General features: G+C 45.2%; 18 protein-coding genes, 1 rRNA gene and 3 pseudogenes. 17 read left to right on the forward strand and 5 right to left on the reverse strand.

Going from position 1 to position 18884, the window contains the following annotated elements; genetic code table 11:
* Nucleotides 1-86: ribosomal RNA gene (locus DCCM_RS08805) — 23S ribosomal RNA — on the forward strand; the annotation flags it as partial.
* A gap of 150 nt (nt 87-236) precedes the next feature.
* Here the strand turns inward: DCCM_RS08805 and DCCM_RS08810 are convergent.
* Entirely contained in the window at nt 237-437 is a 201-nt protein-coding gene (locus DCCM_RS08810) for a hypothetical protein (RefSeq protein WP_174705148.1), read from the reverse strand.
* A 254-nt stretch (nt 438-691) separates the two neighbouring features.
* On the opposite strand from DCCM_RS08810, the gene DCCM_RS08820 reads away from it, so the two are divergent.
* From DCCM_RS08820 to DCCM_RS19235, 4 genes and pseudogenes are all read left to right on the forward strand, one after another.
* Nucleotides 692-1222, forward strand: a complete 531-nt coding sequence (locus DCCM_RS08820; protein ID WP_231702714.1) for a VanZ family protein — start codon at nt 692-694, stop codon at nt 1220-1222.
* Between the two features lie 86 nt (nt 1223-1308).
* Entirely contained in the window at nt 1309-1761 is a 453-nt protein-coding gene (locus DCCM_RS08825) for a VOC family protein (RefSeq protein ID WP_104372043.1), read from the forward strand.
* Nucleotides 1716-1859, forward strand: a pseudogene (locus tag DCCM_RS08830) (DUF2200 family protein); the annotation flags it as partial. The gene DCCM_RS08825 and the pseudogene DCCM_RS08830, both read left to right, overlap by 46 nt.
* Before the next feature lie 112 nt (nt 1860-1971).
* Nucleotides 1972-2157, forward strand: a pseudogene (locus DCCM_RS19235) (VirD4-like conjugal transfer protein, CD1115 family); the annotation flags it as partial.
* Nucleotides 2158-2194: 37 nt separating this feature from the next.
* On the opposite strand, the gene DCCM_RS08840 reads toward DCCM_RS19235, so the two are convergent.
* The 3 genes from DCCM_RS08840 to DCCM_RS08850 are packed head-to-tail and all read right to left on the reverse strand — an operon-like array spanning nt 2195 to nt 5204.
* Nucleotides 2195-3061: a hypothetical protein gene (locus DCCM_RS08840; RefSeq protein ID WP_104372044.1), complete on the reverse strand. Its 867-nt coding sequence runs from the start codon at nt 3059-3061 to the stop codon at nt 2195-2197.
* 44 nt (nt 3062-3105) lie between these two features.
* Complete coding sequence (locus DCCM_RS08845) at nt 3106-4551, reverse strand: sensor histidine kinase (RefSeq protein WP_104372045.1); 1446 nt, start codon at nt 4549-4551, stop codon at nt 3106-3108.
* Nucleotides 4548-5204: a response regulator transcription factor gene (locus DCCM_RS08850; protein WP_104372046.1), complete on the reverse strand. Its 657-nt coding sequence runs from the start codon at nt 5202-5204 to the stop codon at nt 4548-4550. Before DCCM_RS08850 ends, DCCM_RS08845 begins: the two co-directional genes overlap by 4 nt.
* A gap of 686 nt (nt 5205-5890) precedes the next feature.
* On the opposite strand from DCCM_RS08850, the gene vanR reads away from it, so the two are divergent.
* From vanR to vanT, 12 genes and pseudogenes are all read left to right on the forward strand, one after another.
* The gene (gene vanR / locus DCCM_RS08855; protein WP_373855416.1) at nt 5891-6598 is read left to right on the forward strand and encodes a VanR-ABDEGLN family response regulator transcription factor; all 708 of its coding nucleotides are present in this window, start codon (nt 5891-5893) and stop codon (nt 6596-6598) included.
* Nucleotides 6576-7715 (forward strand): vancomycin resistance histidine kinase VanS, encoded by a 1140-nt coding sequence (gene vanS / locus DCCM_RS08860; protein ID WP_373855417.1) that lies wholly within the window; start codon nt 6576-6578, stop codon nt 7713-7715. The genes vanR and vanS overlap by 23 nt, the downstream gene beginning before the upstream one ends.
* A gap of 93 nt (nt 7716-7808) precedes the next feature.
* The gene (locus DCCM_RS08865) at nt 7809-8861 is read left to right on the forward strand and encodes a D-alanyl-D-alanine carboxypeptidase family protein (protein ID WP_104372049.1); all 1053 of its coding nucleotides are present in this window, start codon (nt 7809-7811) and stop codon (nt 8859-8861) included.
* Nucleotides 8862-9108: 247 nt separating this feature from the next.
* Nucleotides 9109-9981, forward strand: coding sequence for a carbohydrate ABC transporter permease (locus tag DCCM_RS08870; protein ID WP_104372050.1), 873 nt, complete (start codon nt 9109-9111; stop codon nt 9979-9981).
* A gap of 75 nt (nt 9982-10056) precedes the next feature.
* Nucleotides 10057-10941: a carbohydrate ABC transporter permease gene (locus DCCM_RS08875; protein WP_104372051.1), complete on the forward strand. Its 885-nt coding sequence runs from the start codon at nt 10057-10059 to the stop codon at nt 10939-10941.
* A 55-nt stretch (nt 10942-10996) separates the two neighbouring features.
* Complete coding sequence (locus DCCM_RS08880) at nt 10997-12163, forward strand: efflux RND transporter periplasmic adaptor subunit (RefSeq protein WP_104372052.1); 1167 nt, start codon at nt 10997-10999, stop codon at nt 12161-12163.
* Nucleotides 12160-13545, forward strand: a complete 1386-nt coding sequence (locus DCCM_RS08885) for an ABC transporter permease (RefSeq protein ID WP_104372053.1) — start codon at nt 12160-12162, stop codon at nt 13543-13545. The genes DCCM_RS08880 and DCCM_RS08885 overlap by 4 nt, the downstream gene beginning before the upstream one ends.
* A gap of 66 nt (nt 13546-13611) precedes the next feature.
* Nucleotides 13612-14760 carry an ABC transporter ATP-binding protein gene (locus DCCM_RS08890; RefSeq protein WP_104372054.1) on the forward strand — a complete coding sequence of 383 codons (1149 nt, stop codon included), beginning with the start codon at nt 13612-13614 and terminating at the stop codon, nt 14758-14760.
* A 91-nt stretch (nt 14761-14851) separates the two neighbouring features.
* A complete protein-coding gene (locus DCCM_RS08895) occupies nt 14852-16231 on the forward strand; it encodes an ABC transporter substrate-binding protein (RefSeq protein WP_104372055.1) in 1380 nt (459 codons plus the stop codon).
* Nucleotides 16232-16314: 83 nt separating this feature from the next.
* Nucleotides 16315-16410: pseudogene (locus tag DCCM_RS19590) on the forward strand (D-alanyl-D-alanine carboxypeptidase family protein); the annotation flags it as partial.
* Nucleotides 16411-16536: 126 nt separating this feature from the next.
* A complete protein-coding gene (gene vanG, locus DCCM_RS08905; protein WP_104372056.1) occupies nt 16537-17592 on the forward strand; it encodes a D-alanine--D-serine ligase VanG in 1056 nt (351 codons plus the stop codon).
* A complete protein-coding gene (vanT, locus tag DCCM_RS08910; protein WP_104372057.1) occupies nt 17589-18731 on the forward strand; it encodes a serine racemase VanT catalytic subunit in 1143 nt (380 codons plus the stop codon). The genes vanG and vanT overlap by 4 nt, the downstream gene beginning before the upstream one ends.
* Nucleotide 18732: 1 nt before the next feature.
* Here vanT and DCCM_RS19725 read toward each other — a convergent pair.
* Nucleotides 18733-18884 (reverse strand): nuclear transport factor 2 family protein (locus DCCM_RS19725; protein WP_165792084.1); only part of this gene is annotated, 152 nt, incomplete at its 5' end.

Genomic DNA, 18884 nt, shown 5'->3' on the forward strand with positions numbered 1-18884 from the left:
TGCAGACTACGTGGTAGATAGGCCGGGAGTGTAAGTCCCGTGAGGGATTCAGCTGACCGGTACTAATAGGTCGAGGGCTTGACCTGAAAAATATATAACTTAAGCAAATGCTTTTGCGATAAATTTCTACGCTGTGAAGTTTTGAAGGCGCATCTTGAGAAGTGGGCAATGAGAAAGCCTCACGGCATGGCCGTGAGGCTTTTTTTGAATTATTGGGTAAAATTGTAAGCGCTCAATTAATTGTCCAGTTCTTTCTTCAGTTCCAATATGGTTTCAATAGAAAGCCCGGTTATTTCTACCACGTCTTCAATTGAAAAGCCCTTTCCTAATGCTGCTCTTGCAACTTCGATTTTACCCTCAAGTTTACCCTCAACCTTACCTGCCATCAGAGCTTGTTTCTTCATCTCATCCAGTGTCCGTTCGATGTTAGTGATCATTTTTTCCACCTCCCAAGGTTCGGTTTCCTCTATCATAAGCTCAGCACAGTTTTATAATGCCCAGTTTACAGATATCGGTTAAAAGGGCCGGTATATTTTTGCAAACCGTGTTTTGTACAATACAAATATAAGTCGCCGCCGTTTTTCATCATAGGAATACGGGCTTCTGCACTTTGCTCATATGTTCCCGCGAAAGGCGCATACGGAAGTATGCTGTTTGATCGAGAAGGCATAAAGTCTTATAATTAAGGGGCGTGATTGATATAAAATCGGAAAAACGAAACACACTTACGCTCGTGTTGTTCGCAGTTTATTTGCTGGCATTAGTTTGGCTGATTCTCTTCAAGCTGCAATTTTCTATCGCGGTAATGGATGAAGGACGAGTCGTCAATCTAATTCCGCTTCTGGGGTCTTTCGATGACAACGGCGTTATTCGCTTTAGCGAAATCAGAAATAACATTCTCGCTTTCATACCTTTGGGAATCTATATTTGGATGCTTAAAGCCCCGTGGCCTTTTGCGAAAAAAGTTCTTGCGACTGTCGTTTTAACTCTGGCCTTTGAGATAACGCAGTTCATTTTCGCAATCGGTAGAGCCGACATCACTGACGTGCTTAGTAATACGCTTGGAGGGGTAATCGGGATTGGCATTTATGCTTTATTGTTCAAGTTAATGAAAGGCAAGACAAATAAGGTTTTGAATATACTCGCTGCGGTACTAACAGCTTTAGTAATATTGTTTGTCGTCTTGCTATTGGTAAATCACCGATGGGTGCGTATCAAATAGATATTATGTTGTACAAAAATCAGCAAGCAGGTGCAGGGCAGTTGCTACCTGATTAAGCTAAAACGCAAAACAAAGGAGAGGAAACCATGATTACACCTTACCTTACATTCAACGGGAATTGCAAAGACGCGCTGAACTTCTACCGCGCCGTCTTCCATTGCGACGAGCCAAAAGTCCTGCCCTATGGTGACTATATGCCGGAGGGGTCAAAGACGCCGCCTGAACTGTTGCGTACTTGGGTTATGCACGCCGAGATGGTCATCTGCGGTACGAACGTCTGGTTTGCCGATGAAGCTACACCGCCCAAGAACGGCAACAACATCAAACTAACTGTCACGGCACCTACGGGCAAGGAAGCGACGGCTATTTTCGACGCGCTTTGCGTGGGTGGCGAGGTGACGCTCCCGCCGACCGAGACCTTCTACAGCGTGTTCCACACCGCAGTAACAGACAAGTTCGGCGTGAACTGGAATGTCGTCGCTGAAGAAGCGCCGAAGCCCCTCAAATCAATCCGAACGCTTCCAAAATCACCGGGGTAATCTGCGGAGTTCGCGTCGAGGAAATCGAAGACTCGCTTATGCAGAAGATACGCTGGTTAGACAAGTTGGTGGACGAACTGGCAAAAGGTATAAAATAAGCAAGGAATGACATGATTAACATAGGTATCAATGGCAGGAGTGATAAACTCCTGCCATTTTTTTTCGGATGGTTTTAAATGAGAACAATCGCCACCAACCTGCAACACAATACAGCTGTCTGGACCTGAGCTTTTGACCCCGGATGAGGTGCGGATGCTGGACAACCGCTTAGTCCTTCTGTTTATCCGTGGGGAGCGTCCTATTCAGGACGAAAAATTTGATAATCTCAAACACTCCAATGTAAAGCTGACGGTTGACGACGGCGATAAACCTTACCTGCACGGCGGTACGGAAAATGAGCCGGATCGGGCGTACTGTAACCTTAAGCGAGGTATCAACCCACTCCGTTACCTGTCACAGGGTGAAAATCCCAACTTCCGTCATAGCCGTTCGGGAAGTACTGAATATTTACGGCTTCTTTGTTTTCACCCTCTATGCGGACTGCAAATGCGGAGCCGTCGGACAATTCACATACAGTGGAGACACCGGCATGCGTATGGGTAAATACTACTTTACTGCTTCGGATGGAAACATTGGCCGGCAGTAATTTTGATACTACTTCGATAGCTTTATTCTTCCACTGGGGGTCCTGGAGATTTTTATTGGTCTTTTCCCGGAAATCGAGGTTGTAGCAGCTTGCATCAAGCATTTTTCCGTTAACGGAGTCGACGGAGGCGCTATACCTTGTGCTGCTGTCGGTTTCCTTTGGGGCATGGAATATCACACCCCAGTTATCGGAGTTTGGCATAGGGTTTCTTGAAAAACTTACAACGGCCGTATAACCTGTTAAATCTGCGCCATAAAGCTTTTTCACCATTGTGGCAGCGTAGGCGGCGGCCTGCTCTGCCGACATATCCTTGGGGCCGGGAATCATATTGGCTAAGACTGTCCTGTATGCTTCCTCAACCTTTTCGGGGGTCATACCGGCTTTTGCACTTATGTCGGCCTTTAGCTCTTCAACGTTAGGCTTCTGCTTGGACCGGTCGATAACGGTATACTCCGCTGTAATTTGGGCTTTGGAAGCTTGTGTCTGAATGCTTTCATTTACGGCGGCAGCTGTGATGGAAGCTTTATTTGCCGCGGTTTTCTCCGGTATGTTGGTGTTGAGGGCATATACCATGGCGGAGCTGCTTCCCACGATGACGGCCACTGCCGTAACAAATATCCAGGTTTTGTGGAATAACTTTTTAATTTTAGACATTTAATAAACTCCTTTTTATTATATTCTGTAGTACTACATGTACATCATACATTCTTTACTATTACGGAGTTTTCAGAAGGTTGTAAAGGAGTGGTAAAAACTATCAGTACGAGAGTTCCCTTCCCGGGATGTGAGCTGATTCTCATCTCAGCGCCATGCAGGTGTGCGATTTCACGGCACAGAGACAAACCCAGACCCACGCCGCCTGTGCTCCGTGAACGTGCCTTGTCCACCCGGTAAAAGGGTTCGCATACCAGACGGGTTTGCTCCTCTTCCATGCCGCAGCCCGAATCTCTGACTTCCAGTATGGGGACCTTGTCAAAATAGGCCGACAGTACAATGGCGGAATTATCGGCAGATGCTTTTATCGCATTATCTATAAGGTTTATCAGCAGGGATTGCAGAAGAATGGAATCGCTTGTGAATTTATCCAAAGTGGAATGAATTTGCAAATCGATGCGTCTCTCTTTTAATTTTGATTTCAACACGTTCTTAGCCTGCCTGAACAATTCCAAAGGGGCTATTTCCTGCAGATCCAGATCGGTGTTCCTTACCAGGGCCAAATCCAGCAGCTTGAATGCCAGGTTCTTCATTCTGTCGATTTCACTCACAATATAGCCGGCTGCTTTTATGCGGTTCAGTTCACCGGTGTTCGCATTTTGAAGATATTCGGCATAGCCCCGGATGGCTGTGAGGGGGGTCCTGAGCTCATGGGCCAGATTGTCTATAAGGCGTTGTTTGTTTTGGGCATTTTTATCAAGCTCGCTAATCTTCTCCTGTATGCTGGATGCCATCTGATTGAAGTTCTCCGCCAGGTCGTGGAATTCATCCCTGCCGGGTATGCTGACCCTTTCATCATACACTCCTCCGGCTATTTTATGGGTGGCCTTTTGGAGGATACGTATGGGCCGGGTGAGTCTCCTTAAGATGAGCAGTAATACCAGTGTCAGCAGAATCTCCACCAGTACGCTTATGGTGATCAGGTAGCGGGTGAGCTGAGCGTGTGCGCTATATAGTTCTGAAAGATCCCGCACATAAATGAGACTGTAATCTTCAAACAGCCCTCCCGGTTTCCCTCTGATATATAAATAGTAAATACCGCTGCTCTGCGCCACTTTAACAGAGTAGGCATCCTTTGACGGGGCGGCTGTGTCCACGCCGGATGCGGCACCGGTGGGTATATTGGTAAAAAGCGGCTTATTGGCCTGCCTAAGTTCCAAAAATACATTTTGTTTTTTATAATAGTCGGCATAGGAACGCATGAGGCTTTCAATGGTAGCAGGTGACGGAGCAGCCTGTTCACGGTAGTAAAAACTGCTCATAGTATCATAAACACCGTTTATGATGAAGTGGAATTCACCTAAAGCCCGGTCGGTATCCCGCTTCATGTTGAGGGAGAAGCTGTATTTTGAAGTTAGATACAAGCAGATATTGATGGAGAGGATGAATACCACCAGAATTCCAATAAAAGCCTTTTGCCAGAACTTCACTGGTCCGCCTCCAGACGGTATCCCATTTTATAAACGGTCTTTATCCGGTTATCCCAATTCAGCTTTTTACGAAGTTTTTGAATATGAACGTCCACGGTCCTTGTTTCGCCGAAATAGTCGTATTCCCAGGCCAATTTAAGAAGTTTCTCGCGAGATAAGGCTATATTTTTGTTTTTAATAAGTATCTCCAATAATTCATATTCCCTAAGGGTAAGTTCGATTTCGCTCCCGTTTACTGTCACAACCCTGCTTTCCAGATTTACAACCGTACCGTCAAGGGAAAAAATGTTTAATGACTGGTGTGTACGGCGAAGGATAGCTTCAATCCGTGCCAGAAGTTCAATGGTTTCAAAGGGTTTTACGATATAATCGTCAGCACCCAGCTTAAGTCCTTTGACTTTGTCAGACAGATTGCCCATAGCAGTGAGGAAAATTACCGGCGTACCTTTCGGAACATATTGCATAAGGGAAAAACCGTCCAGTACCGGAAGCATGATGTCCATTATAAGCAAAGAATAAGTATTCTGCTTTAAGTATTCAAGAGCCTCTTTACCGTCATAGGCCTGCTCACTGGTATGGCCTACCAGAGACAGATTCATGGCAATGAGGTCATTTATGGATTTTTCATCCTCGACGATGAGAATATGTGCCACAAAGCCACCTCCACTCTTATCTTAGTATATACAATACAATGGACGTAAGATGTAATAGAGTTGTAAAAGAAATAAGTAGGAGACATATTTGAGCAGGGCCTGCTGGAAGCAAAACAGAAGGAACAGGAGTTCCTGAACCGTTTGGAACAGCTGCCCGGTGGAAAACGCCACCAGGCGGATTCAAGATGGGCAAAGAATTCGGGTGAACGGAACGGAAGGGTATGTGGAAATACTGTAAGGTGTTGATACGATATTTAGAGTCCGGGAATCTTGGGTTGGAAGATCAAATAACAGAGCAAATGAGCATGAAGGAGTACATAGACCAGCTCACGGGTGAGCCAGCAAAAGGAAGCAAGTAAAACAGCCGCCCGACGAGGGCGGCCGCTGTAAAAGTCCTGCGATTGGCAGTTGCTTTAGAGCGCGAGTAGCGCGTGACAGTATCATGCCCTTATAGGGCTTACTCAAGCCACCCGCTCAAGCGGGTGGTAATTGACTCTTTAAAAACTCAGGGAATTTATTGCTTAAAACCCTTGCTATTGACGAAATTGATATTTATATTTGTGTGTAAAAGACTATCAGTATCGCGATATTCAGAAAATCTTAAGATTTTAATAAGTAAAAAGCTATAAAATGGATTTTTGCTTCGCGGTATAATAATTATGGGGATATATACTTAAAGAAAGAAGATGACGCTTTTGGCTGCGAACATTTTGATAGTTGATGATGAACAGGCTATTGCCGATTTGGTAGAAGTCTATCTGAAAAACGAAAATTATAATGTCTTTAAATTTTATAACGGCAAGGATGCCCTTAACTGTATTGAAAATGAAAAACTGGACCTCGCCATTTTGGATGTCATGCTCCCCGATGTAGACGGTTTTTCAATCTGTCAGCGAATCCGGGAAAAGCATAATTTTCCGGTTATCATGCTGACAGCCAAAGAAGAAGAAATCGATAAGATTACCGGGCTGACATTAGGTGCGGACGACTATATCACCAAGCCGTTCCGTCCATTGGAACTTATTGCCCGTGTAAAGGCGCAGCTCCGGAGATTTACCAAATATAATCCTTCAGAGCCAAACCAGGAAGAACACTTGATTGCCTTTTCCGGCTTGGTATTGGACATGGATACCCATGAATGTACGCTGAATGAAAAAAAGCTATCTCTCACTCCTACAGAGTTTTCAATTCTTTGGGTCCTTTGCTCCAATCGCGGACGGGTGGTAAGTTCGGAAGAATTGTTTCATGAGGTATGGGGAGATAAGTATTTCACTAACAGCAATAATACTGTAATGGTTCATATCCGACATCTAAGAGAAAAAATGCACGACAGCACAGAGCATCCTAAGTATATCAAAACGGTATGGGGGGTTGGCTATAAAATTGAAAAGTAGGAGAGATAAAAGGAGGAATGATTATACAAAATTAAAAAGTAAAGTATTTTTTCAAATGCTTCTGATTACAGTTGCCGCCGCTATGACTGTTTATCTATTGCGCTATATCCTGCGTGGACAAATCGGAGATCGTATCGTTCGATTTTTAGTCAACGCTTTTCATTTTGAAGATTCGGACGCACAAACAATCTATCAGTTGGTGATTCGCAACAATATGGGCATGATCCTTTTTGTTGTAATCCTAATATTTTTAGTTATCCTTTTTCGATTTTCTGTTTCTTGGTTCACAAAATATTTTGATGAAATCAGCGCTGGAATGAATAAACTTGCTGAGGAATCCGATGATGAAATTACATTATCGCCAGAATTGGATTTTATGGAAAATAAGCTTAATCAGATAAAAAACAACTTGGAAAAACAAAAGAAAGCTGCTCTTGATGCCGAGCAGCGCAAAAATGATTTGGTAGTTTATTTGGCTCATGATATAAAGACACCTCTGACCTCCGTTATAGGATACTTAAGTCTTCTGGATGAAGCACATGATATGCCTTCCGAACAGAAGGCAAAATATGTCGGTATTACCTTGGAAAAAGCATATCGATTAGAGCAGCTTATAAATGAGTTTTTTGAGATCACAAGATTTAATCTTCAAACTATTGTTTTGAATAAAGAAAAAATCAATTTGCAGTTCATGCTCCAGCAGATGGCAGATGAATTCTATCCAATGCTGACTCCACAGGAAAAGCAGGTGTCCGTCAATGTGCCTGACGGCCTTACTCTGTGGGGAGATGCAGACAAACTGGCCCGTGTGTTCAATAACATTCTGAAAAATGCGATAGCCTATAGCTATGAAAACAGCGTCATTGACATTTCTGCTAAACAGCAGGACAAAAATATTGTTATAACTTTTACTAACCAGGGAAATCCAATCCCGCAGGGAAAGCTTGGCAGTATTTTTGAAAAATTTTACCGATTAGATACTGCACGTTCCACAAGCACCGGTGGAGCAGGGCTGGGTTTGGCAATCGCACAAGAAATTGTCACGGCTCACGGCGGAACAATCTCTGTGGAAAGCAACCCGGAAAAAACCACATTTACAATAAAGCTTCCGTTATAAGAAAATCTTAAGAAGTTCATAAGATGGAATTCCAACATAGCTCCTTGTTCTGTGGTTGAATAATATCAGCACAGAATAAGGAGCTGTTTTATTATGGTACGAAAAGTAAGAAGGAAAAAGTCAGGAATACACATATTTGTAAAATTTCTGTTGATGGTTGTCATTACCGCCTTTGTTTACAAATCCATCATTGCTCCAGGAAACCACCATATATTTGAGAAAGAATATGACGATAAAACCTCGTCATATTCTTCTTTAAAGATAACACCCGATTCTTCTGACGATAGAACAGCGCCGGTTGCTTCGTCAAAGATAGAGCCTGATCCCTCTGTTTCTATATCTCCCGATAAGCTGAACAGTCCTAATGCGATTCTGATCCGGTTAGAAGATTATACCATCCTGTTCTGGTTAAAAGATTATACCATCCTGATGCAAAAAAACAGCGAAGAAAAAATCTATCCTGCTTCTTTGACTAAGATGATGACAGCCATTGTTGCGATAGAAGAATTACCTAATCTGAATGAAGAAATCATACTTACCAATTCTACGTTTCAGGGGTTGTACGAAGCAGATGCATCAATGGCAGGTTTCCAGCCACGCGAGCAGGTCAAGGCAATCGATCTGTTATACGGAGTAATGCTGCCGAGCGGCGCGGAGTGCTGTATTGGACTTGCTGATCAGATTGCGGGATCAGAGCAGAATTTTGTAAAAATAATGAATCAAAAGGCGGCGGATCTTGGTATGGACAATACCCATTTTGAAAATGCGACCGGACTTCACAATGAAAACCACTACACAACAGTCAAAGATCTGTCCATTCTTCTAAGCTATGCTTTGCAAAATGATACTTTCCGGGAGATTTTTACTTCATCCCGTCATTCCACACAACCCACTAATAAGCACCCTGGAGGGATAACCTTTTACAATACCATGTTTGAAGAACTCAACAATCAAAACATTATTGATGGGGAAATTTTAGGGGGAAAGACTGGATATACCGATGAGGCCGGTCTATGTCTCGCGAGTCTCGCCAAAGTGGGTAAACAAGAATATATTCTGATTTCAGCTGGTGCAAAAGGAGATCACCATTCGGAACAGTATAATATTACCGATGCATTAGCTGTATACAACAGCATAAGAAAATAATAAGCTCTCCATAAGAATTTATTAAGATTTTGATAAGTTGAAATTCCAACGTCGCCTGCCTGATTTCGATAAGATGAAATTGTCGAATCGGACAGGCTTTTATATTACAAAATCCATATGCCTGCCGGCATTGCTCCTGATGCGGCCGAGCGTATTAAACAGACGGTTTCCGTCATTTACCGGGCGCTCGATTGCTTGGGATTTCGATTAAGCCGTTGCTTGGTCCATGACGATTAGGGTGGTAAAGATGAGAACTGGAAAATTAAAAACTAATAACGGCTGCCTGGCCTGGCTTTTCCTCGGGCCCAGCCTGCTGGGCTTTTCTCTTTTTTATTTGCTCCCGTTTGTCACCGGCTTTTACTATTCCCTGGTGGACAGTCCCATTAACGGTACTTTTGTTGGATTACATAATTACGGCGCTTTGTTAAAAAACCCGAGCTTTTTATCAGCTCTGGCGAATACAGCCAGGTTTACTTTAATCTGTGTACCTCTTAATATGATCCTCTCCCTGGGAGTGGCCTTGTTATTGAACCAAAAAATCCAGGGCCGGAACCTGTTTCGCACCATCATGATAACTCCTTTGGTGGTACCCGTAGCCTCGGTTGTTTTGGTCTGGCAGGCTTTCTTTGATTTAAACGGCGTTTTAAATTCCCTGATCCATGCCCTGGGTTACCCGCCCGTGGACTGGATGAAAACCAGCTGGTCCAGGATGGTGGTCCTGGTGGTTTATCTATGGAAAAACATTGGCTACAGCGTAATCCTGTTTCTGGCCGGATTGCAAAATATACCGGCTGAATACTACGAAGCGGCCAGGATCGACGGGGCCAGCCGCCGGCAGGAGTTTTTCCGAATAACCCTGATTTACCTGACTCCCACAACTTTTTTTGTTTTTGTCATCTCGATTATCAATTCATTTAAAGTTTTCCGGGAGACGTATCTTATCTCCGGAGAATATCCCTATAACAGCATCTATATGCTGCAGCACTACATGAACAATATGTTCATGGCTCTGGATTACCAAAAATTGACTTCCGCGGCCTTCATTATGGCTGTCTTTATCGTGGCCGTCGTTTTACTGCTTTTTATCGTGGAGAGAAAGATCACCAACATGATTAATTAGAATCTCAGGAGTCAGAAGCCGGGAGTCAGGAGTGTAAAGACCCCAAACTTAGAACCGGCGATAGGGGTGTGTGTGTTGAATCGTAACCACCGAATAAAAAATATACTCCATATTACAGTTTTACTGGTACTGGCTGTCATATTCATTTTTCCCCTGGCTGTAACCGTCACCAATTCATTTATGAGTGAACAGGAAATCGCCGATAATTATGACCCAGTGACGGACAAAAACTTAAGCAGCTATAACGATAACACCGCGAATCACTTCGCCCGGTTCCAGCTTATACCCGACGTGGTGGTGCTGAAGCAGTATTATAACGTACTCATTAAAAAGACCCAGTTTCTTTTCATGTTTTGGAATTCCGTGCTGATTACCTTCCCCATCGTCATTGGGCAAACGATTGTTGCAACCCTGGCTGCCTATGCCTTTGCCAAACTGAAGTTTAGAGGCAGAAATTTCTTATTTTTTTTGTATATCATTGTGATGCTGATGCCCTTCCAGGTAACCCTTGTGCCCAATTATTTAATGGCCGGCCAGCTGGGCCTGCTTAATAGCCACTGGTCCATTATCTTTCCCGGCATCTTCAGCACCTTTGGCGTATTTCTTTTAAAACAGTATATGGAGCAAATACCGGATTCCTATATTGAAGCAGCCCGGGTGGACGGAGCCAACCAGCTCCAGATTTTCCTCAAAATCATCGTGCCCATGTCCAGGTCCGGCATAGCAGCCATGGCCATACTTGTTTTTATCGATAACTGGAACATGGTCGAACAGCCGTTGATTTTTTTACAGGATGCGGCCAAACAGCCTCTTTCACTCTACCTTTCCAGAATCATCGACGGTGAAAAGGGATTGGCCTTTGCCGCGTCCACTTTGTATATGCTGCCGGTGCTGCTGAACTTCCTTTACGCCGAAAAATACTTGCTGGAGGGGATCCGGCTTTCTGGAATCAAAGGCTGAGCAACTAGTGTCTTGCTTTTGTGTCGCTGCACCAGGTCAGAAGGGAGACAGAAAATTGCAGAATCAAGCAATTGCGGATGATGCGCAAAGAAAAAAAGTGATCGGACGCTTAAGCCTGCTGTTCCTATTGGCGATGATCGGGTTAACTTTCTTCTCCAATACCATCAATAACTTTGCTCTGCCCAGGGTCCAAACGGTCCGGCCGACGAACGGGGCGTTAATCAAAGAAATATTCGGTGAAGGGACGGTCGAGGTCAAATCAACCCGGGAGGAATACGCAGATGCCAATTTGCGAGTAAAGGAAGTCATGGTGGAGCAGGGGGACAGGGTTAGCAAAGGCCAGCCCATCATCATCCTGGACGTGAACGAACTGAAGTCGAATTATCAGGATGAACAGGCCCGCTACCGGCAGCTGCAGCTATCCCTGGCTGAGGCCCGGGAAGAGCAGGCGCAAAAACAAAGGGATTACGATAACCTGAAGTACCTGTTTGATAATAAAGCCGAAACGGCGGTAAACCTGCAAAATGCCGAAAAGAACCTGGCGGACGAGAAAAGAAACTGTGAGGACGTTCAGCTTAATCTGGAAATACAGGCCAGAAAGGTGGATACCCTGGCCAAACAGGTGGCAAACAACGGCGTGTATACAGCGTCCGTGGACGGCATGATCACAGAACTGAATTTCGCCGAAGGGTCTATAACCAATAACTCCCTGCCCCTGTTTAAATTGGCTGATCTACGGCAGGGGTTCCGGCTGATAGTGCCAATTGACAATGATTTGGTTGATTACGTCAAACCCGGAGATACGGTGAGTGTTAATATTCTCTCCCTGGGGGATAAAAAAACCGAGGGAAAAATCGACAAGATAGTTGAAAACAGCCAGCACAACGGAGATGAGAAGGATTTGTGGATCGACGTGTCTCTGGAAGGCCTTACAGGCGGCGAAAAGGGAGAAATTTATTTAAGCAAAAAAACAAAGCCTTACGCCACCCTCGTACCTAACAGCGCGGTTTATAACGACAGCAGCGGCTCCTATGTCTTCGTTCTGGAATCAAGAAAAGGACCTTTAGGTACGGAGAACTATTTGCAAAAGGTGGAAGTAAATGTGGAAGACAGCGATAATGTAAAGTCCGCTCTCACAGATATGGTGATGGGAGAAGTGGTGATGCAAAGCAATAAACCGGTGGAGGACGGGGATAGAGTTCTGGAGGAGGCGGCAAATTGAAACCGGCCAAATCAGCCTATCCGGCCTATCTTATTCTGGCCCTGGGCATATTGGTTTTAACCTGGAGCATCGTCCTGGGGTCATCCCTGCCCGCTAAATTGGCGGAGCTTGGCGGCCCGCACAAAACCAACAAAATTACCGCCACCTGGCTGAGCAACTCCAATCAGCCGGAAGAAGGCTCTTTTTCCCTGAAAGATATGAGGCAGCTTACCCAATACAGCCTCCGGGACTATGATCTGGCTTACGCCATGGAGGCTTCAACTTCTGCCGCCTATCAAAAGAACCAGAGTCAAGCACAGGTGTTGGGGGTGAATGACAGGTACGATCAATTCCATCAAATAAACCTACGATCAGGCTGTTTTTTAACTTTCGAACAGGAAAACCAGCAGGTCGCCGTAATCGATGAAGATCTGGCTCAGGCTCTTTTTCAGAACTGCAATGTGGTGGGCCGGAAAATAAAACTGTATGGCCGGGAATTTAAAATAACCGGGGTGGCCGGGGTTGACCATTCCCTGCTCGGGACTCTGACGGACAGGGGATACGGCACAGTGTACATACCGGCAAAAAAGATGTTGGAACTGGAGGAAGATTGCAAAATAACCTCATTGGAAGTGGAAACAAGGGATGCCGGCACTACAGGCCTCAACGCCGCCGTTTTAGAAACAGCCCTGGCGTCAATTGGCCAGGACCCCGCCAACTACAAAATCATCGATTATAACGTGGCGGGTCTCCTGATGGAACAAGAAAACCTGCTGCGCAATTTCGTGGCGGGGACGGTGGCAATTGTGATGCTTTTCGGCTGGCTCAGGCGAAAAATAAGGGGTATTTATCATTTCTGCCGCCTGAGACTCCGGGATAAATATTGGTCGGAGATGATCAAGGGGGACGCCGCCAGGCTTGTGCCTGGTATGGCGGAGGTATTAGCGCTTGCTGCGGTGTTGCTGCTGCTATGGAAATTAATCAGATTTACCTTATATATTCCTCCGGAAAACATACCCAATGAACTTATTGATGCTTCATTTTGGGCCGAGCTCATTAAAAAGGGGATTCAAACCGGGCTGCAAAGCGCCGGATATGTGGCGCCGCCAGGAGAAGTTCAGTTTAATATCCTTAATACCATGCAGAACTGGAACTTGTTTTTAAACATCTTTCTTGGTTGGCCGCTGTTCTTGCTGGGACTTTACCAGATCAAGCTGTTGAAGGAAAAACTAGTCAAAGTTGAAGTGTTTTGCAGCGTTTTCATGCTGGCCGCCTTAAGTCTGGGCACCACCTTGCTGTTGATAATAAAAATGCCTCCCGTCATAGGGAGCGGGGAGGTGTTGCTGGTATTCAGCTCTATATTTTTGATAATAAGGTCAGGGGACACACCTGCTGAAGTCTAAGCATTTCTGTGTGGACAGGAATGTCCCCAATAATAGGAATGTCCCTAACTAATAGGAGGGCAGCGGATGGCGAGTTTATATCTGAAAAATCTATCTAAGACCTACCCCGGCAGGGTTACGGCAGTCAGGGATTTTTCTCTGGAAATAAAGGATCAGGAATTCTTAATACTGGTAGGTCCCTCCGGCTGTGGCAAAACAACCGTTTTAAGGATGATTGCCGGGCTGGAGGAAATTTCATCCGGTGAATTATATATTGATGACCGGCTGGTTAATGACGTGGCTGCCAAGGACCGGGATATCGCCATGGTTTTTCAAAATTATGCTCTTTATCCCCATCTATCGGTCTATGACAATATGGCTTTTGGACTTAAGTTGAGAAAGATACCCAAGGCTGAAATCAGGAAAAATGTGCAGGAAGCGGCCAGGATTCTGGCACTTGAAGATCTTCTGAAACGCAAACCCAAGGAACTTTCCGGTGGGCAAAGGCAAAGGGTGGCCCTGGGACGGGCCATTGTCAGGAAACCCAAGGTTTTCCTGATGGATGAGCCTCTGTCCAACCTGGATGCGCAGTTGAGAGCCCAGATGAGAATAGAAATTGCCAAGCTCCATAAAAATCTGCAGACAACTTTTGTTTATGTAACCCATGATCAAACCGAAGCCATGACCATGGGCACCAGAATCGTGGTGATGAAGGATGGCCTGATCCAGCAAATTGACAGCCCGCAATCCATCTATGACCACCCGGTCAATATGTTTGTGGCCGGTTTTCTCGGCAGCCCCGGGATGAACTTTCTGGAAGTTTTAATTATAGAGCAAAACGGCTGTATTTTTGCCAAACTGGCCGACACCCTACTGCCTGTTCCCACTGCCGGGGGACAAAAGTTAAAAGAGCAGGGGTATCTGGACCAGGAAGTGGTCCTGGGGATAAGAGCGGAGCATCTCTGCGGAAGCGGAGATTTTTTGGACCGCCATCCCGAGTGTGCTTTGCGCGGGAGGCTGGAGTTTACCGAATTGAGAGGGGCTGAAACCTACCATTATGTAAGGATAGCCGGCAGGGAGGTGGTTGTCAGGGTGAGTCCGGAGTTGCGCGCCGAAACCGGACAGGAAGTCAGGGTGGGTTTTAATATGTCCAAGGCCCATTTTTTCGATCAGGAAAGTGAGGTGAACGTCAGTAGTCAGTGGTCAATCCGGAAGTCAGAATTCAGAAGTCATTAACAGTAGTCAAGTCAGAATATCTTTTTGGGTTCAAATCCCTACTGAATTCTGGCTCCTGAATTCTGAATACTTAAAGAAAAGGGGTTTTTTGATGATAAAAAACAAATGCGGAGTTGTCCTAATCCTGGTTCTGGTCCTCTGCCTGGGGGTATTTACCGCCGGCTGCGGCAATACTCAGGCTGCCAGGGAAGATAATAATCCTAATTCCCTGACCATTGCGGTTGTGACCAAAGATATGTACCTGGATACGGCAGTAAAAAAGTTTGAGGAACTTCATCCCGGCGTTAGTGTGGAGGTGAAAGAATACACCTCCAGTACTTCGGAAAAAGGTGAAGGTGTCAGGGCGGCAGATCCCGGCGATATTGAAAAATATGTCACGGCTATGAATACCCAGCTCATGTCCGGGCAGGGCAGCGATATAATTCTATTAAACGACCTGCCCTATCAGACCTATGCGGATAAGAATCTTTTAGTTGACCTGGGCGGGCTGATGCAGTCGGATCAAAGCTTCGACAGTGGCAAATACTACCAAAATATTTTCAAGGCTTTGGAATACAAAGATAAACTATATGGGCTGCCGGTTAATATCGGTATCGATATCATTGCCGCCGATAGAACCTTACTGGCTGATTCCCAGGTGCAAATCGACGATAGCAACTGGGATTGGAACGATTTTGTCAAGACGGCGGAAAAGGTCATTAACGACAACCAAAACGGGGAAACCCAGGAGATGTATGCCTTGGCCGGGATGGATGAAAAAAGACTGATTGCGACTCTGGTTAAAGAAAACTATGCCAGCCTGGTCGATCCGGAGAAGAAAACAGCCAATTTTACCGGCCAGGAATTTCTTGATTTACTGAACCTGAGTAAATATCTGATTGACCACAAACTGGTTAATACGGATACAGCCCAGACCAACATTACGGACATGGCCTCCCGGGGTAAACTTGTTTTTAATTTCACTTCTCTTGGAGGGTTTTGGGATCTGCAAGTGGCCAAGGCGATTTTCAGCGAGGGTGTTCAGCTTTTAAAGCCCCCCGGAAACGTGTTCTTTTCCACGGACTCCATGTATGGGATCAGCAGTAAATCAGCCAATCAAGAACTGGCCTGGGAATTTTTAAAATTTTTGGTCTCTGATGATATGATGACTCAGGGAGGAATGCCGATTAATAAGAGTGTGCTTCCCCAGATTGCCCGGAATTTCACCCAGGCTATACAAAAAAGGGGTGGGAGAATGATTATAAAGGACGACGGCATTCCATCTCAATCTATAACACTGCAACCCCCCACCCAGGAGGATGTCGATTATATGGAAAACCTGCTGAGTCAAGCGAACGTCTACGTCAGAACGGACCAGAAGATTATTTCGATTGTTCAGGAGGAAACCGCGGCCTTCCTTACAGGACAGAAGACAGCGGAAACGACTGCCCAATTGATTCAGGACAGGGTAAGCACATACTTAAATGAATAATAGCAAAATTTTTTAAGAGACCTTGAAAAACCAATGTGGCAGAAAGAGCACCGAATGGTTCGGTGCTCTTAATTATAATTTGAGAATATATTCTGATTTCAGCCGGTGCCAAGGGAAATCACAAATCCGAACAATACAATGTTACTGATGCATTGGCAGTGTACAACAGCTTAGGATAAGAATAAGTTCTTCATAAGAATTTATTAAGATTTTGATAAGTTGAAATTCCAATATCGCCTGCCTGATTTCGATAAGATGAAATTGTCGAATTGGACAGGCTTTTAACATTCCTGAGGAGTGATTATATGAAAAATGAAAAAAACAAAGTTGCCGTTTTATTCGGCGGATGCTCTACAGAGTATGAGGTTTCTCTCCAATCCGCCTATTCTGTAATAACCAACCTAAATCCAAATAAGTATGAAACCATATTGATTGGAATCACTCGGCAGGGAGCCTGGTTCAGATATTATGGCTCACTTGAGAAAATTCAGAATGACACATGGATGGATAGCAACGATTGTGTCCCGGCAATCATTTCACCTGATCGGAATATTCACGGACTGCTCGAATTTCGTGGTAATAAGGTGATTGCAACCAGAATTGATGTGGCGTTTCCTGTTCTGCATGGAAAAAACGGCGAGGACGGAACATTACAGGGATTATTAACGATAGCCGGTATTCCTTTTGCGGGGTGTGGTACGCCTTGTTCCGCAATGTGCATGGACAAGGACATCGCTCACAAAATAGCAAATCTGGCCGGTATCAAAACACCTCCATCCGTCGCGCTGCGGTCCGGATTTATCGAAGACGAAATGATGAAGCAGATCAGCCGCCTAACATTTCCTCTGTTTGTTAAACCTGCCAACGCTGGCTCCTCTTTTGGCATTACAAAGGTTTTCCAAAAGGACGAGTTATCCGATGCGGTTACCGTTGCTTTCCAACATGACAATAAAGTCATCATAGAGGAAGCCGTCGATGGTTTTGAGGTTGGCTGTGCCGTCCTTGGCAATGATTCGCTTGCCATCGGTGAGGTTGACGAAATAGAGCTGTCTCAGGGGTTCTTTGATTACACGGAGAAATACACCCTGAAAACCTCTAAAATTCATATGCCTGCCCGCATTGATCCTGATACGGCCGGGCGCATTAAACAGACGGCTTCCGTCATTTACCGGGCGCTGGATTGCTCCGGATTCGCAAGGGTCGATTTCTTTCTGACGCCGGAAAAAGAAATCATCTTCAACGAAGTAAATACAATTCCCGGTTTTACCTCTCACAGTCGCTATCCCAATATGCTGAAAGGCATTGGAATGACATTCGGGCAGATTGTGGATGCAGCGATAAGTCTGGCGACAAACTCATGAGAACACTGACATTACATTCGAACAATTTGGACCGGGCATGGGCTGAAATTCATTTGGCCAACCTGGGTCATAACGTGAAGGTTCTGCGTAACTTACTTCCGCATGGATGTGAACTGATGGCAGTTGTAAAAGCCAACGCCTATGGGCATGGCGATGTGAAGATAGCGCGTTATTTGAATAGAATCGGCGTTTTCTCCTTCGCGGTTGCGACGATAGAGGAAGGTATCCGTTTAAGAACATATGGGATCAAAGGTAATATTTTAATTTTAGGTTATACCGACCCGCATAGGCTTCCTGAACTCGTCAGGTATCGTTTATCACAAACGGTCGTTGATTATAAACATGCAAAACAACTGAATGCATCAGAGCAACCAATTTCTGTGCATATCAAGATTGATACCGGTATGCATCGTTTGGGAGAAAGCTGCAATAATACGGCGGAGATTGAAAGCATCTTTCAGTGTCGTAACCTGAGAGTCTGCGGTATTTATACTCATCTGTATGTGGCGGATAGTACGCAGGAGGATGACATTGCATTTACCAAAGAACAATTGAGTGATTTTTATACTTTGCTGGAACACCTCAAGCAGCACCGGATTAAACTGCCCAAAATGCATATTCAAAGCAGTTATGGTATTTTGAACTATCCCGAGCTGCAATGCAGCTACGCCAGAATTGGAATTGCACTATATGGTGTCCTTAGCTCACCGAGTAATAGAACAAAAATACAGCCGGAACTGCGGCCTGTTTTATCTCTAAAATCACGGGTCGTCCTGATCAGGCAAATCGTCGCCGGAGAATGTGTAGGTTATGGACGGGCATTTTCCGCGTCCCGAAATACCCGCATTGCGGTTCTGTCTATCGGTTATGCGGATGGAGTGCCGCGCAGCCTCTCCTGTGGAAAGGGCGAGGTCTTGATTCACGGTTGCCGTGCGCCAATCATAGGCCGAATCTGTATGGATCAGCTCATGATAGATATTACGGATATCCATAATGTAAAACGCGGTGATATAGCCACCTTGCTCGGTGAGGGCGGGTCCGAGGTCATTACCGCAGAGGAAGTAGCAGCGGCTTCCGAAACAATCGCAAACGAGTTGTTAAGCCGGTTGGGAAGTCGGCTGGAAAGAGTTTATCTCTAAGCTAATAAACGACGGCGGCACCGTTGGGACGTACGTAGCGACCGTCCGGTGTGAATGTCGCTTCCACTGCCGCAATATTGAAGCATTTGTCATCGACAAAACTGCAATAACGGCTCAGCAGCTCACTGATCTGCGCACGATCAGCAAGTTTAG

The sequence above is a fragment of the Desulfocucumis palustris genome, assembly GCF_002933875.1.
Lineage (GTDB): Bacteria > Bacillota > Desulfotomaculia > Desulfotomaculales > Desulfocucumaceae > Desulfocucumis > Desulfocucumis palustris.

What these genes read in the sequence shown, in the direction of transcription:
- DCCM_RS08810 (WP_174705148.1), bottom strand. Translation starts at nt 437, where the DNA reads ATGATCACTAACATCGAACGGACACTGGATGAGATGAAGAAACAAGCT.
- DCCM_RS08825 (WP_104372043.1), top strand. Translation starts at nt 1,309, where the DNA reads ATGATTACACCTTACCTTACATTCAACGGGAATTGCAAAGACGCGCTG.
- DCCM_RS08840 (WP_104372044.1), bottom strand. Translation starts at nt 3,061, where the DNA reads ATGTCTAAAATTAAAAAGTTATTCCACAAAACCTGGATATTTGTTACG.
- vanR (WP_373855416.1), top strand. Translation starts at nt 5,891, where the DNA reads ATGACGCTTTTGGCTGCGAACATTTTGATAGTTGATGATGAACAGGCT.
- DCCM_RS08865 (WP_104372049.1), top strand. Translation starts at nt 7,809, where the DNA reads ATGGTACGAAAAGTAAGAAGGAAAAAGTCAGGAATACACATATTTGTA.
- DCCM_RS08870 (WP_104372050.1), top strand. Translation starts at nt 9,109, where the DNA reads ATGAGAACTGGAAAATTAAAAACTAATAACGGCTGCCTGGCCTGGCTT.
- DCCM_RS08890 (WP_104372054.1), top strand. Translation starts at nt 13,612, where the DNA reads ATGGCGAGTTTATATCTGAAAAATCTATCTAAGACCTACCCCGGCAGG.
- DCCM_RS08895 (WP_104372055.1), top strand. Translation starts at nt 14,852, where the DNA reads ATGATAAAAAACAAATGCGGAGTTGTCCTAATCCTGGTTCTGGTCCTC.
- vanG (WP_104372056.1), top strand. Translation starts at nt 16,537, where the DNA reads ATGAAAAATGAAAAAAACAAAGTTGCCGTTTTATTCGGCGGATGCTCT.
- vanT (WP_104372057.1), top strand. Translation starts at nt 17,589, where the DNA reads ATGAGAACACTGACATTACATTCGAACAATTTGGACCGGGCATGGGCT.